Origin of the sequence: Streptomyces javensis, from assembly GCF_039525925.1 — a bacterium.
GTDB lineage: Bacteria > Actinomycetota > Actinomycetes > Streptomycetales > Streptomycetaceae > Streptomyces > Streptomyces asiaticus.
Map to the genome: position 1 here is coordinate 45,963 of NZ_BAAAIF010000017.1, position 14,400 is coordinate 60,362.

The following is a 14,400-nucleotide window of genomic DNA, read 5'->3' on the forward strand; positions in this document are numbered from 1 at the left end:
GATGTCTCAGCGGGACAGGACCGTGCAGGCGCTCACGCCGGGGGCGCCGTACACATGGGTGAAGCCGATCCTGGGCTCGTCCGGGACCTGGCGCTCGCCTGCCTGTCCGCGCAGCTGACGGACGATCTCGTAGACCTGGCGCAGCCCCGAGGCGCCGATGGGTTCGCCGTTGGCGATGCAGCCGCCGTCGGTGTTGACCGGCAGCGTTCCGCCGATCCCGGTGGCACCGGAGGCGACCAGCCGCTCCTGTTCGCCGTCCGCGCAGAAGCCGCACTCGGCCATGTGCATCACCTCGGCACCGCTCTCGGTGTCCTGCAACTGGCAGACGTCCACGTCGCCGGGGCCGAGCCCCGCCTCCTCGAAGGCGGCGGCCGAGGCGGCACGGCTGACGCTGGTCAGCTCGCCCCCGGGGATCCACGGGCTGAAGACCTCGAACGAGCCGAAGCGCCGGGTGCGTACGACCGCCGAGCGCAGGGTGACCGGCGGGCCGTTCAGCGCGCGGGCGGCTTTGGGCGAACAGAGGACCAGCGCCGCCGCGCCGGCTCCCGGGGAGCAGAACATGTATCGGGTCAGCGGGTCGCTGACCATGCCGGACTCCAGGATCTCCTCGGCGGACATCGGCTTTCGGCGCCATGCCTCGGGGGTCAGAGCGCCGTTGCGGTACGCCTTCTCGGCCACCAGGGCGAGGGTCCGCGGGGTGATGCCGTGGTCGTGCATATAGCGCTGGATCTTCATGCCGAAGAACTGCGTGGTCACCATCAGCCCGTCGCTGCCGTACTCCGCTCCCAGGCCCCAGTCCTCGGGCCTCGGGTCGAAGGCGCCACGCGGGTGTTTGTCGAAGCCGACGGCGAGGACGACGTCGGCCATGCCGGAGCGGATGGCGTTCACGGCCGAGACCAGCGCACTGCCACCAGTGGCACAGCCGTTCTTCACATTGACGAACGGCAGGCCGGTGAGGCCGAGTTGGGCCACCAGGGTGTCCGCGAGGCCCGCGCTGTCGCTGCCGCCGAACGCGGCCCCCACCCGCGACCACGGGATCCCGGCGTCCGCCAGCGCGGCGTTCACGGCCGAGACGGCCAACTGCCGGCCGGTCGTCTCCGACCACCGCCCGAACGGGGTGCGCCCGGCACCGCAGATCAGGACGTCGGCACTGCTCATGAGCGCTCCTCAGCCGGGGTGGTGGGCCTGGCCCGGGGCACCCCGGGGCCCGCGGTCACGGAGAGGGGCATGCCGATGCGGATGTCGTCGAGGTCGTCGAGGTCCAGGACGGCGGCCACCCGCACGTCCTCCGCCAGTTCGACGTAGCCGAGGGCGAACGGCACGAAGCCTCCGGGCGGGGGCTCGTACGGCGGCGACTTGGGGGCGTACCGCTGCACCGTCCAGGTCCACAGCGTGCCCGTGCCCTGGAGGGCCACCGGATCGGCGGGCCCTCCGCAGCGCGGGCAGGCGTCCTCCGCGGGGTAGACCGTCACCGAGCAGCCGGAGCAGCGTGCGCCCTGGAGCCCGGCGGTGGCCTGGCTCCGCGGATCCGTGGTCATCGGGATCAGCGCCCCTGCCACTTGGGTTCGCGCTTCTCCAGGAAGGCCGAGACGCCCTCGTTGGCGTCCTCGGAGTTGAGCGCGACGCCCACGGCGAGGTGCTCCATCACCATCAGCGACTGGGTGTCGGCGTCCAGGCTGCGGTCGATCGTCATCTTCGTGAGCCACATCATGAAGGGGCTCTTGTCGGTGAGGTCCCCGATGAAGTCCTCGACCGTCGCGTCCAGCTCGTCGGCCGGGGCGGACTTGTTGATGAGCCCGAACTCGGTGGCCTCGACGCCGGAGAGCAGCTTGCCGGTGAGCATCAGCTCCTTGGTCTTACGGATGCCGATCATGCGCGGCACCCGGTAGATCGGGCCGGCCCCGCCGAACAGCGCGCGGCGGATGTGGAAGTCCCCGATCTTGGCGTCGTCCGCGGCGATGGCGAAGTCGCAGGAAATCATGATCTCGAAGCCGCCGGCGGTGACGTAGCCCTCCAGGACCGCGACCGAGGGGGTTTTCATCGAGTACAGCCGGTCGCACACCTTCGCGGACTTCACCGCGACGTCGATCGCGTTCGACTTGCCCACGTAGTCGGCCTTCAGACTGTCGAGGTCGAACCCCGAGCAGAAGGTGCCGCCACGCCCGCGCACGACCAGGACCCGCAGCTCGGGGTCCTCGTCCACCTCGGTGATGATCTCGTCGAGCCGGTCCAGGATCGGCACGGTGACGCAGTTCTTCTTCCACGGTCGGTTGAGCCACACCCGGGCGACGTGGCCGTCGCGCTCGAACTGGATCTCGTCTTCCGTTGTCATCCCTCGCCCCTTCCAAACTGAACTGAATTCACTGCAACTCTGGAAGATCGCCTCCTCCCTGTCAACCCCTTGATCGAGCCAATCGAATCTGATTCAGTCCTGTGGCCGTCGCCGAATCGGCCAAGGCCCCTGAGCCGCGCTCAGGCAGCGCCACGGGAGGCGAGGCCGACGCGTTCGGCGAGCCGGGCCCGGTGCTGGTCCGCCGTGCCGAACAGCACCTCGGCGGCGCGCGCCCGGCGTACGTACAGATGGGCCGGGTGCTCCCAGGTGAAGCCGATGCCGCCGTGCAGCTGGACGTACTCGGCCGTCGCCAGGCGGAAGGTCTCGGAGCAGACCACAGCGGCGGCACAGGCGGCCACCGGCAGCTGCGGCGAGGCGACGGCCACGCAGGCGGTCGCGTACGCGGACGCAGAGCGCGCCGCCTCCAGCGCCACCAGCGCATCGGCCAGCCGGTGCTTGACGGCCTGGAAGGACCCGATGGGACGCCCGAACTGGTGGCGCTGCGCCACGAATTCAACCGTCGCGTCGAGCGCGTGCCCGCTGCCGCCGAGCTGTTCGGCCGCCAGCGCGGCCCGTCCCGTGTCCAACGTCGCCGAAACCGTGCTCTCGGCCTCCTCCGCCGTCCCCACGGCGGTGGCCGGGGCGCCCCGGAACTCCACCAGCGCCTGGCGCCGCGTCTCGTCCAGGACGCGGCGCGGAGTACGCCAGGTGGTGTCGGGGGCGGGCTCGCAGGCGAAGAGCCGGGGCCCGGCGGGCGTTCCGGCCCGCACCAGGAGCAGATCCGCACCGGCCCCGTCGAGCACGAAGTCCGCGGGTCCGCGCAGTACCCAGCCGTCGCGGTTCTCCCGTTCCGCGACGACGCCGGGCTCGTCGGCGTCGAAACCGGCCACGGTGGCGGTGAGCGTGCCGTCGGCGATCCGGGGCAGATAGCGCTCGCATGCCGTACGGTCACCGCTGAGCAGCAGCGCGTGGGCGGCCAGGACCACCGTGGGCAGCAGTGGCGCGCAGTACAGGGCGCGCCCGGATTCCTCCAGGGCCACGGCCAGTTCGGCGAAGGTGAAACCAGACCCGCCGTACTCCTCCGGAACGGCCAGTCCATGGACTCCGATCTCGCCCGCGAGCCGCGCCCAGAGCGCTTCGTCGTATCCGCGCGGGCCGGCCAGGTGTTCGCGTACGTCCTCGACGCCACTCGCCTCGGCGTAGAGGTCCCGCAGGACGGTGCGCAGCTGTCGCTGTTCGTCCGTTTCGGACAGCAGCTGGGGGTCGATCTCGGGGCGGCGAGAGTGCATGGGATCTCCATCGTGCTCGTATGGCGGGCGGTGGCGGAAAACACAAGAATTGAACTCAGTTCAAGACGGTAGACACCGAACCCCGGGCGGGCAAGACCCGCACCCCGCGCCGCTCCGCACGGACCCGCTCAGGCGGTGAACCGGCCGCCGTTGGCGAGCAGCACCGCCCCGACCAGGTTCGCCGCGGCGTCGCTCACCAGAAAGAGGGCGATCTCGGAGATCTCCTCGGCCGTCGCGTACGGGCGCACCCGCGGGTCGGCGAATCCGGCCCGCAGCGCCGCGGGGGTGCGGGCCGCCATCCCCGTCTCGGTCGGCCCCGGCGCCACCACGTTCACGCGGATCCCGGACGCGATGACCTCCTTGGCCACGGCCTGGGCCAGCGCGTGCACACCCGCCTTGGAGGCCGCGTAATGGGGATAGCCGACGGGCGTGTCGAAGGCCGACGACGATCCGATCACCGCGATCGCCCCGGACCCGGCGGGCCGCATGACCCGCACCGCGGCGCGCAGCACATGGAAGGTCCCGTCCAGGTTCACGCCCATGACCCGCCGCCAGGAGGCGTCGTCGAGGGAGTCGGTCACCTCGACCGGCCGCCCTTCGGCCGTCGCGTCCGCGATGCGCCGCTTCGCCTCCGGATCGTCGACCCCCGCCGCGTGCACCAGGACGTCGAGCCGCCCGTACCGGCGCGGTACGTCCCGGAAGGCGCCGTCGACGGCCGCCGCGTCCGCCACGTCGAGCGCGATCGCCGTGGCGCCGGGCAGCTCCTCGGCGACCGCCGCGGCGCCCTCGCCGTTCACGTCCGCCAGGACGACGGCCTCCGCCCCTTCCGCGGCCAGCTGCCGGGCGACCGCCGCACCCATGCCGGAGGCGGCCCCCGTCACCATCGCGACCTGGCCGGCGAACCTCCCGGTAGGTACATCCTCGCGCGCCATATCGGCTCCCTTCAGTTGCCCAGGACATCTATTGAACCGACTTCACCTCTGTTACCGTGGCAGCCGTGGCACTGACAAGACCCGAGACGGTGAAGATGAGGGCACTGCGGCTGACGGCCTGGGGTGAGGCTCCGGCGCCGGCTGAGGCCGAGCGGCCCGTCCCCCACGGCACCGAGGTGCTGGTACGGGTCGAAGCCGCCGGGCTGTGCCGCTCCGATCTGCACGTCATCGACGCTCCTCCGGGAGCGCTCCCCTACCGGCTTCCGTTCACCCTCGGCCATGAGGTCGCCGGGTGGGTCACGGCCCTGGGGCCGGACGCCGCCGGGGTGGCGGTGGGTGACCGCGTGGTGGTCTACGGGCCGTGGGGCTGCGGCTCCTGCGCACGTTGCGCCGCGGGCTCCGACAACTACTGCGACCGGCGTGACACCCTCGCCTGGCACGGGGCGGGACTGGGCCGGGACGGCGGAATGGCCGAATATCTGCTCGTCCCGTCCGCCCGCCCCCTGGTGCCGATCGGCGACCTGCCGGCCGACCAGGCCGCCCCGCTCTCCGACGCGGGCCTGACCTCCTACCACGCCGTGTCCGGGCTCCGGCCCGCACTCGGCGAGGGCACCACCGCCGTCGTCATCGGTGTCGGCGGGCTCGGCCACCTGGCCGTCCAAATCCTCCGCGCCACCACCGAGAGCCGGGTGCTGGCGGTCGACGTCCGGGAGGACGCGCTGGCCCTCGCGGACCGCTCCGGCGCGGACTTCGCCACCCTGATGCGGCCGGACACCGCCCGCGCGCTGCGGGCGCGAAGCGGCGGCGTGGGCGCGGACGCCGTGCTCGACTTCGTCGGCACCGCACAGACGCTGGAGCTCGCGATCAGCGTCCTGCGCCCCGGTGGCGAACTCGCCGTCGTCGGGAGCGGGGGCGGCAGCCTGACGGTGTCCAAGCCCGGGGTCCTCCCGGCCGGCTTCCGGCTCTCGCTGCCCTTCTGGGGAACTCGCCACGAATTGGCCGGGGTCGTCACGCTGGCACGTTCGGGAGCGCTGCGCGTCGAGACGGAACGCTTCCCGCTGTCCGCCGCTCCGGAGGCGATCGACCGGCTTCGCCGGGGCGCGGCTCGGGGCCGGACCGTGCTCGTCCCCGACTGATCACATTCGCGGTGAACCGATGGCACCGGCTCATGGATGCCGGGCCCATGGATGCGGAAGGGAAGTCCAGCATGCGCTTCGACGGAAAGGTGGCGATCGTCACCGGCGGCGCCCGGGGCATGGGTGCCACGCATGTACGGGGGCTGGTCGCGGAGGGCGCCCGGGTCGCCGTCTGCGACCTGCTGGACGACGAGGGGGAGGCCCTGGCCGGGGAACTCCGCCACGCGCGCTACTGCCACCTCGACGTCACCGACGAGGCGCAGTGGCGCTCCGTCGTCCGCACGGTCGAGGACACCCTCGGTCCCGTGGACGTCCTGGTCAACAACGCGGGGATCATGACTTACGGCGGTGTGGAGGAGCAGTCGCCCGAGCACTTCCGCCGGATCATCGACGTCAATCTGGTGGGTGCCTTCCTCGGCATGCACACCGTCCTGCCCGGTATGCGCGAGCGCGGTGGCGGGGCCGTCGTCAACGTCTCCTCGGCCGCCGGGATGACGGGTTTCGCCAATGGCATCGGTTATGTGGCGAGCAAGTGGGGGGTGCGCGGGATGACCAAGGCCGCCGCACTGGACATGGCGGGCAGTGGGGTGCGTATCAACTCCGTCCACCCCGGGGTCATCCGTACGCCCATGGGTGAGACCGCCTCACCCGAACTCTTCGCCCATCAGCCGGTGACGCGCATCGGGGAGCCCGAGGAGGTCACCCGCATGGTGCTCTTCCTCGCGAGCGGCGACGCCTCCTACACCACTGGCGGGGAGTTCCTCATCGACGGTGGCCAGACCATCGGTCTCGGCGGCCACTCCGCCGCGGACTAGAGCGCGGCGTGGAGGCCTACGGCCACCACGCCGACACCCCCCTATACATCCTTACGGACGGTCAGCAGGGAACCGATTCCGATCAGGCAGACCAGCATGACGAAGAACGCCGGGGAGAGCAGGTTCCCGGTCTTGTCCACGAGGAAGGCCGCGATGTACGGAGCCGTGCCGCCCGCGAGGACCGTGCCGACGTTGTACCCGATCGCCATGCCGGTGTAGCGGACCCGGCGTTCGAACAGATGCGGCCACAAACTCGCCGCCGGGACCTGCACGAACGCACTGCTCAGCATCAGGAGCAGATACGCCAGGCCGGCCAGCGCCAGGCTGTCCTGGCCCATCAGCAGCATCGCGGGGTAGGCGGTCACCAGGAAGCCCAGCAGCCCGCCCATCAGGACGCGCCGGCAGCCGAATCGGGCGGCGAGCCGACCGGCAGGCACCATGAGCAGCACGGTGACGAGCACGACACCCGCGGACAGCCAGTACACCAGCGTGGTGTCGTATCCCAGGTTGCTGGTCAGATAGATGCCGATGTACGTCAGCCCGAGGAAGATGGCGCCGCCCTGTGCCATGGCCAGGCCGACGGACTGGAGCAGCGCCGTACGGTGAGTGGCCAGGACCTCTCGGATCGGAGCCGTGGGGATGTCGGCACGCTGTGCGGCCTTCTTGAACTCCGGGGTGTCCTCGATCCGCAGCCGGGCCCACAGGCAGAGGATGGTGAGCGGCACGGCCATCAGGAAGGGCAGCCGCCAGCCCCAGTCGGCCATCTGGTCCTTGGTGGTGAGGGCCGAGATCGCCCCGGCCGTGGCCGCCGCGAACATGAACCCGAGATTGGACCCGATGGGCGTGACGGAACCGAGGAACGCCCTGCGCTCGGGCGGCGCCGACTCGTAGATGTAGGTGTAGGCGCCGACCGACTCACCGCCCGAGGAGACACCCTGCGCCAGCCGGGTGATGAACAGGAGCACCGCGGCGAACACGCCGATCTGGCTGAAGGTCGGCAACAGTCCGGTGAGGCTGCTGGCCACCCCCATGCACAGCACCGAGGAGACCAGCGCCTTGCGGCGCCCCCAGCGATCACCGATCCATCCGAAGAAGACACCGCCGACCGGCCGCACCACGAGGCCCGTGGCGAACACCGCGAGCGCCGCCAGCGTCGAGGCCGCTGGATCGTCGCCCGGGAAGAACTGCGGAGCGATCGCCACGGCGAGATAGCCGTAGACGCTGAAGTCGTAGTACTCGATCAGCGTGCCGATGCTCCCGGCGAGCATCGCACGGCGCACCGTACGTGGATCGTACGACGCCGACTCCTCCCCCGGCGGCGCGGGCTGGTGTGTGGTGCTCATGATCCGGCTCCCTTCCTGGCGGCATGGTCCGGTCCCCTGCCGACGTCCGGGACGCTACAGAACTGAACTCAGTACAGCTAGCCATCGAACAGGAGTTTTCTCCGGGAACCCGGCGGACACCGTGGGCACGATGAGCCGCGCAGACCGGAAGGGCCCTGTACATAGGGTGTCCGACCTGCGGCTCTGACGACGACGGAGCGCCGCGCGGGGCGATCGCCACAGCTACCCACACCCGATCGGTTGAGGATCTGAATTGGATTCGGTTTACTCATAGGAGCGGGCGGGCCGCGTGCGGCGTCCACGCTTCAGACCTACAGGCAGGCAGTAGCCAAGCTCGGGAGTGCAACGTGCCCATCGGGTTCGAGATCGAGGAAAGAGTCGCGGAGATCGCGCGGCTCACCACCGAGTTCATACGGGACGTGGTGATACCCGAGGAACGGGCGTGTGACGGCGATGTCCACGCCGGGCCGGAACCGCTGCGCCGCCGGCTTCAGGAGGCGGCCCGCGAGGCGGGGGTGTTCGCCCCGCATGTCGACGCCGAATGGGGCGGACTCGGACTGGACCTGCGCGGGCAGGCGGTGGTGTTCGAAGCGGCCGGGTACTCGCTGCTGGGACCGCTCGCGCTCAACTGCGCGGCACCCGACGAGGGCAACACCCACCTGCTCGAGGTGGTGGCCACGAAGGAGCAGAAGGAGCGGTACCTGCGCCCGCTGGCGGCCGGTGAGACACGCTCGTGTTTCGCGATGACCGAGCCGGCGCCGGGCGCCGGCTCCGATCCGCGCGCCCTCACCACGACCGCGACGAGGATCGACGGCGGCTGGCGGATCGACGGCCGCAAGTGGTTCATCAGCGGCGCCGACGGGGCGGCCTTCGCCATCTGCATGGCCCGCACCAGCGGCGGCCCCGGCGACCCGGGCGGCGCGACGATGTTCCTCGTCGCCGCCGACAACCCCGGCATGAAGATCGTCCGGAATATCGACACGCTGGACCGGGGCCTCTTCGGCGGCCACAGCGAAATCGCCTTCGAAGGCTGCGAGGTCGCGGACGAGGCCGTGCTGGGCGAGGTGGACCAGGGCTTCGCGTACGCCCAGGTACGCCTGGGGCCCGCCCGCATGACCCACTGCATGCGCTGGCTCGGAGTGGCCCGGCGTGCGCAGGACATCGCCCTGGAACGGGCGGCGGACCGTTCGGCCTTCGGCAAGCCGCTGGCCGAACTGGGCATGGTGCAGCAGATGCTGGCCGACTCCGAGATCGACATCGAGACCAGCCGGGCGGTGCTGTGGCGGGCCTGCTGGGAGCTGGACCAGGGCCGCCCGGCCGCCCAGCACACCTCCATCGCCAAGACGTACGTCTCCGAGGCGGTGCACCGGGTGGTCGACCGGGCCGTCCAGATATGCGGTGCGCTCGGCATCTCGGGGGACGCCCCGCTGTCACGGCTGTACCGGGAGGTGCGTCCGTTCCGTATCTACGACGGCCCTTCCGAGACCCATCGCTGGGCCATCGCCAAGCGCGCGGTACGGGCGGCGCGGGAGCGGGGGGCCGCCCGGTGACCCTCCCCGGGACGACGCCGGCCGGGGTCGACGTGGCCGCGCTGGAGCGCTATTTCGCACGCCACGTGCCCGAGTGCGCGGGCCCGCTCGAGGTCACGCTCCTGGAGGGCGGGCGCTCCAACCTCACCTACGCGGTGACCGATGGGACACACCGGTGGGTGCTGCGCCGCCCGCCGCTGGGGGTGCTGACACCGACCGCGCACGACATGGACCGCGAATACCGCGTCGTCGCCGCGCTCGCCGGTACCGGGGTACCGGTCGCCCGGGCCGTGCTGTCGTGCACGGACCCGGAGGTGATCGGAGCGCCGTTCTGCGTCGTCGACTTCGTGGAGGGCACGGTGCTGCGCGACGGCGACGAGGCCGCCGTACTCTCGCCGGAGGACGCGCGGCGCGCCGCTGACACACTGGTGGACACCCTGGTCACGCTGCATTCGGTGGACGCCGCCGCCGTCGGGCACGGCGACTTCGGCCGGCCCGACGGCTATCTGGAGCGCCAGGTGCGGCGCTGGCGCGGGCAGTGGGACAAGGTCGCCACGCGGAACCTGCCCGACCTCGACGAACTGCACGGCAGACTGGCCCGCTCGCTGCCCGCGAGCGGCGCCCCGACCATCGTGCACGGCGACTACCGTCTGGACAACGTCATCCTGGCACCCGCCGGCTTCGGACGGATCGCCGCGGTCCTCGACTGGGAGATGGCCACGCTCGGTGATCCCCTCGCCGACCTCGGAATGCTGCTCATGTACTGGGACCGGACCTGCGAACCGGTCCTCGGGGCGCGGCACGTGCCGACGGCCAACCCCGGTTTCGGATCGGGGCGCGACCTGGCCGAGCGATACGCCGAGAAGTCCGGACGGGACATCGGCGCCCTGCCGTATTACCAGGCACTGGGCTGTTTCAAGCTCGCTGTCATCGCGGAGGGCATCCACGCCCGCTTTTCGGCGGGACAGACGGTCGGCACGGGGTTCGAACGGGTCGGATCCGCGGTGCCCGCGCTACTGCGCTCGGGGCTGGAACTCCTGCCGTGACCACTGACACGCAAGACGAAGGAGAGCCCGTGCGAGACCGACTGTCCGGACAGATCGCCCTGGTCACCGGCGCGACCGGCGGCATAGGAACCGCCGTCTCGCGGCGGCTGGCCATCGAGGGCGCCACGGTGGTGGTGACCGACGTGGACGCCGACCGCTGCGAGCGGCTGGCGGAGGAGCTGACGAAGGAGCTGGCGGCCGACGGAGCGCCGGCGCTGGGCCTCGCGCTGGACGTGAGCGACGAGGAGGCGTGGCGCGGAACGGTCGAGCGCGTGGTCTCCCAACTGGGCGGCCTGTCCGTGCTCGTCAACAACGCGGGGATCGCCCAGATGCGCACCGTGGAGACGGAGACCCAGGAGTCCTGGGACAAGGTCATCGCGGTGACCCAGGGCGGTGTCTGGCTCGGCATGAAGCACGGTGGCCCCGCGATGGAACGCTCCGGCGGCGGCTCGATCATCAACATCGCGTCGATCTTCGGCACGGTGGGCGGCTTCGGCAGCCAGTTCTCGTATCACGCCGCCAAGGGCGCGGTCCGGCTGATGACGAAGAACGCCGCGCTGCACTGGGCCACCCGCGGCGTCCGGGTCAACTCGATCCATCCCGGTTTCATCGAGACCCCGCTCTCGCGCGAACTGTGGCAGGGCACACCTCGTCACACCGCGATGGTCGAGGGCACCCCCATGGGGCGGCTCGGCAGTCCGGAAGAGGTGGCGGGGGCCGTCGCGTTCCTCGCCTCCCAGGACGCGAGCTTCGTGACCGGCTCCGAGCTCTACGTGGACGGCGGCTGGACGGCCCGCTGACGGGACACCCCCCGCCGTGGCGGACGAGCCGTGGCGGACGGGCCTCGTGGCGGACGGGCCGGGTGCCCGGCCGCCGCAGGCTCAGTCCGTCGCGTGTGAAGCGGTCGCGGTGGCGGTAGCGGTCGCGGTGTCCGCGGCGGTCAGCCCGAACACCAGGGCCGAGGCGATGCCACCGGCGTAGGCGCGGTGCCACAGGCCGCCGGTGTCCGACCCGGCCGCGAGCAGTCCGGGCAGCGGTTCGCCGTCCCCGCGCAGTACGCGGGCCCGGTCGTCGACGCGGACACCGTGAAAGGGGAAGGTGATGGCCGGTACCGCCTCGATCACGTAGTACGGCGGTTCGTCGAGCGGGAGGCGGTCCAGCTTCCGGCCGGGCGCGGGCTCCAGCCCCGCCGCGGCGTGTTCGTTGAACAGCTTGACCGCGTCGCGCACGGCGTCGCCCCGATATCCCCATTCCTCCGGTAGGTAGGCCAGTTCGTCGAGGTCTTCGGCGAGTCCCACCCGGCCGCCCCGCTTGCCGGCCAGGGCGAACTTGTCCACGGCGACCGCGCCCTCGACGTAGCTGCCGACGACCCAGTCCCGGAAGACCCGGGCGTCGGCGATGAGAAGGCCCCGCCCCTCGGGCTGCTCCAGCAACGCCATGGCCGTGAGGTGGTCCCCCAGCGTCTCGTCGACGAACCGCTCGTTGGCCACGTTGAACAGGAGGGCGTGCTCGCTGTAGTAGAGCGAGAGGTCGACGAAGTCCGCCGGGTCGGCGAAGGGGATGCCGCTGGGGATGAGATGGCCGTAGAAGCCCGCGTCATCGTGGCCGGTGGCGGCGCCGACCGAGGTGGCCAGACGGTAGCCACCGCCGCGGCTGAAGGGGTTGGAGCGCAGCTCCATGCCCCCGGCGCGGGGGTGCACATGCGTGGCGCGGAGTTCCGTGTCGCCCTGGAACCCACCGGTCGCGACGAGTGTGGATCCGGCACGCACCTGTGTGCGGGTGCCATCGGCCAGTCGCAGCAGCTCCGCCCCCGTCACGACACCGTCCTCGACCACCAGCCTTTCGGCGCTGGTCTCCAACAGCAACGTGCCACCGCCTCGGCGGATGGCCTGACGACAGGTGGCGACATACTGGTGGGTGTCGAACTGGTGCCCGCGGCCGAAACTGAGAACGCGCTGTGCGTCCTTGATGTCCACGCCGAGGGAACGGATCCAGGAGACGCCCTCGGGGAACCGGTCCACGAGGGCGCGCTTGAGCGCGGTGTCTCCATACGGGTTCTGCTGGTCCATCACGTCGTGGCTCGGCGCGGTCCATGCGTAACCCGCGAAGAGCGCGGAACCGCCGACGTCCTCACCGATCTCCACGACCGTGACGGACAGACCATTGCGCACCGCGCGGGCACCGGCGGTCAACCCCGCCATGCCCGCACCGATGATGAGCAGATCGACTTCTTCCGCGTGCACGCGACTCCCCTCCGGTCCTGGGACGACCTTCCCAGCAAAACCGAATCCAGTTCAAAGAGCAAGCGTCAGAACCGGATCAGCCTGCCAGAACCAGCATCACCATGACCGAAGTGGATTCGCCTGGTGAGGGTGTCAGCGGTAGTGGGCGGCCAGTTCGGCGATGGAGGTGAAGGTCTGTGTTCCGCCGCTGCCACCGATGACGCGGACGCCGTCACCGGTCGTGGTGTCGAAGTCGAAGACGTAGGTCTTGTTCGTGCCGGCGGCCGAGGAGGTCGGGTAGGGGGCGCCCCAGACCCGGCCGATGCCGTCGCCGGACGCCCGCTGGGTGCCCGCCAGGTTGCCGGGCGAACCGCTGATCTCGCGGCCTTGGTGGACATGGCGGTTTTGCGCCCGGTGTCACGGGCGTGGCCGGTGCCGGTGCTGTCCGCCTGGACGGCGGGTACGGTCGCCATCGTCACGACGGCCAGCCCGGCCGCCAGGGTGATCAGAAGTCTGGATCGTCGCACGGTGTGCTCCCCGCGGGTGTCGGTGGCGGCGCGCTCAGGCGGCCAGGCCGCTGATCCGGTACTGCATCACCCGGTAGTTCTGGCTGTCGTACCACTGGCTCACGGCGATGTGGAAGTCGCCGAAGGTCGAGCCCGGGACGATGAACCCGCCGTAGGGGTTGGCCACCGCGTTGCCGGACTCGTTGCCGGGAGTGGTGGGGAGGATGAGGGGCTGCTCCGGAGTGGCGAACAAGTTGCTCGTCGGCAGCGGGAAGACCTGCGCGCGGATGTCCAAGGGCTCCATGTTCAGCCAGGTCAGGGCGTACTTGCCGGCCATCGCACGGAAGCAGATCTCACCGAACCGGCGCCGGGCGGTGATGGTGGTCGGGTAGTTGCCCCAGGCCCAGGCGCCGTTCGCGTAGCCCCACGGCTGGTACGCCGCCGGGTCGCCCAACCGGTCCTGTGGGACGCGGTGCAGCAGGAGGTCGGAGGGCACGTCCCGGTTGAACACACTGGAGAGGACGTAAGCGTAGCCGTCGTCCGCCACCGCGTAGGTCTTCTGCTGGAACTGGCCGCCGTACTGGTCACCGGGCCACTGGCAGAGGTACTGCCACGTCTGGCCGTTGTCCGTCGAGCGCCAGAAGTCGGAGTGGTGGGTCTGGTAGAGGACGCCGCGCATCAGGTGCATGTACATCGTGTCGCCGACGGTGAAGACGTCCGACGGAATGGCGGTGGTGTTGTTCTCGTGGCCCTCCGGGACCAGGCCCACGGCCTGCGAGCCGCCCACGCTGTCGTCGATGACGAGGGCGTTCAGATCGGGGTGGCGAGCCCGCAGCCCCACCGGGGCACGCCAGTTGGGGCCGCCCACGCCACCGCCGTCGAAGGTGTCGCCGCAGACGAACAGCATCGTGCCGTCGGGGCAGCGGACGGGGATGCCCAGGTCGGTCCAGGGGGCGGCGAACCGGCCCGTCTCGGCCGGGCCGGTGAGGTTCCTGACCTTCGTACCGGTGGTGGCGGTGGCGGCGGCGCTCGCCCGCGGCGCCCCCGCCGTCAGCCCGACCGCCGCCGTGGCCAGGCCCAGACCGGCGGCGAGCACGACACGGCGGCCGGGGCCACCGGCGGTTCCGGCGGGGTCCCCACCGGCAGTTCCGGCGGGGTCCCCACCGGTCGTTCCGGCGGGGACGGGTTGTGATGAAGCTGCCATGTGCGACTCCTCGGAATCGTGCGCTTCTGCGGCTGTGGCTGAATGG

The 14,400-nt window shown here is 71.1% G+C and carries 13 protein-coding genes; 5 read left to right on the forward strand and 8 right to left on the reverse strand.

The features are described from left to right. Positions 1-6 precede the first annotated feature (6 nt). The 5 genes from ABD329_RS17680 to ABD329_RS17700 form a co-directional block, all read right to left on the reverse strand. The gene (locus ABD329_RS17680) at positions 7-1,158 is read right to left on the reverse strand and encodes a thiolase family protein (protein ID WP_198275596.1); all 1,152 of its coding nucleotides are present in this window, start codon (positions 1,156-1,158) and stop codon (positions 7-9) included. After that, positions 1,155-1,538, reverse strand: coding sequence for a Zn-ribbon domain-containing OB-fold protein (locus ABD329_RS17685; protein ID WP_198275595.1), 384 nt, complete (start codon positions 1,536-1,538; stop codon positions 1,155-1,157). The genes ABD329_RS17680 and ABD329_RS17685 overlap by 4 nt, the downstream gene beginning before the upstream one ends. A gap of 5 nt (positions 1,539-1,543) precedes the next feature. Continuing rightward, complete coding sequence (locus ABD329_RS17690) at positions 1,544-2,332, reverse strand: enoyl-CoA hydratase/isomerase family protein (RefSeq protein WP_198275594.1); 789 nt, start codon at positions 2,330-2,332, stop codon at positions 1,544-1,546. Positions 2,333-2,472: 140 nt separating this feature from the next. Beyond that, positions 2,473-3,621: an acyl-CoA dehydrogenase family protein gene (locus ABD329_RS17695; protein WP_198275593.1), complete on the reverse strand. Its 1,149-nt coding sequence runs from the start codon at positions 3,619-3,621 to the stop codon at positions 2,473-2,475. A gap of 128 nt (positions 3,622-3,749) precedes the next feature. Beyond that, positions 3,750-4,553, reverse strand: a complete 804-nt coding sequence (locus tag ABD329_RS17700) for an SDR family NAD(P)-dependent oxidoreductase (protein WP_198275592.1) — start codon at positions 4,551-4,553, stop codon at positions 3,750-3,752. A 95-nt stretch (positions 4,554-4,648) separates the two neighbouring features. On the opposite strand from ABD329_RS17700, the gene ABD329_RS17705 reads away from it, so the two are divergent. Both ABD329_RS17705 and ABD329_RS17710 read left to right on the forward strand, forming a co-directional pair. Continuing rightward, a complete protein-coding gene (locus ABD329_RS17705) occupies positions 4,649-5,689 on the forward strand; it encodes an NAD(P)-dependent alcohol dehydrogenase (RefSeq protein ID WP_198275606.1) in 1,041 nt (346 codons plus the stop codon). Between the two features lie 71 nt (positions 5,690-5,760). After that, positions 5,761-6,504, forward strand: a complete 744-nt coding sequence (locus tag ABD329_RS17710; protein WP_198275591.1) for an SDR family oxidoreductase — start codon at positions 5,761-5,763, stop codon at positions 6,502-6,504. 41 nt (positions 6,505-6,545) lie between these two features. Here the strand turns inward: ABD329_RS17710 and ABD329_RS17715 are convergent, their stop codons facing one another. Further along, complete coding sequence (locus ABD329_RS17715; RefSeq protein WP_198275590.1) at positions 6,546-7,847, reverse strand: MFS transporter; 1,302 nt, start codon at positions 7,845-7,847, stop codon at positions 6,546-6,548. 347 nt (positions 7,848-8,194) lie between these two features. Here ABD329_RS17715 and ABD329_RS17720 point away from each other — a divergent pair, with 347 nt between their 5' ends. The 3 genes from ABD329_RS17720 to ABD329_RS17730 are packed head-to-tail and all read left to right on the forward strand — an operon-like array spanning position 8,195 to position 11,222. After that, positions 8,195-9,397: an acyl-CoA dehydrogenase family protein gene (locus ABD329_RS17720; protein WP_198275589.1), complete on the forward strand. Its 1,203-nt coding sequence runs from the start codon at positions 8,195-8,197 to the stop codon at positions 9,395-9,397. Then, on the forward strand, positions 9,394-10,422 hold the full coding sequence (locus ABD329_RS17725) for a phosphotransferase family protein (protein WP_344316612.1): 1,029 nt from the start codon (positions 9,394-9,396) through the stop codon (positions 10,420-10,422). The genes ABD329_RS17720 and ABD329_RS17725 overlap by 4 nt, the downstream gene beginning before the upstream one ends. A gap of 29 nt (positions 10,423-10,451) precedes the next feature. Continuing rightward, positions 10,452-11,222 (forward strand): SDR family NAD(P)-dependent oxidoreductase, encoded by a 771-nt coding sequence (locus ABD329_RS17730; protein ID WP_198275587.1) that lies wholly within the window; start codon positions 10,452-10,454, stop codon positions 11,220-11,222. Between the two features lie 81 nt (positions 11,223-11,303). Here ABD329_RS17730 and ABD329_RS17735 read toward each other — a convergent pair whose 3' ends face one another. Together ABD329_RS17735 and ABD329_RS17740 are read right to left on the reverse strand one after the other, a co-directional pair. Further along, a complete protein-coding gene (locus tag ABD329_RS17735; RefSeq protein ID WP_198275586.1) occupies positions 11,304-12,665 on the reverse strand; it encodes an FAD-dependent oxidoreductase in 1,362 nt (453 codons plus the stop codon). 540 nt (positions 12,666-13,205) lie between these two features. After that, on the reverse strand, positions 13,206-14,354 hold the full coding sequence (locus tag ABD329_RS17740; protein ID WP_344316613.1) for a DUF4185 domain-containing protein: 1,149 nt from the start codon (positions 14,352-14,354) through the stop codon (positions 13,206-13,208). Positions 14,355-14,400 lie beyond the last annotated feature (46 nt).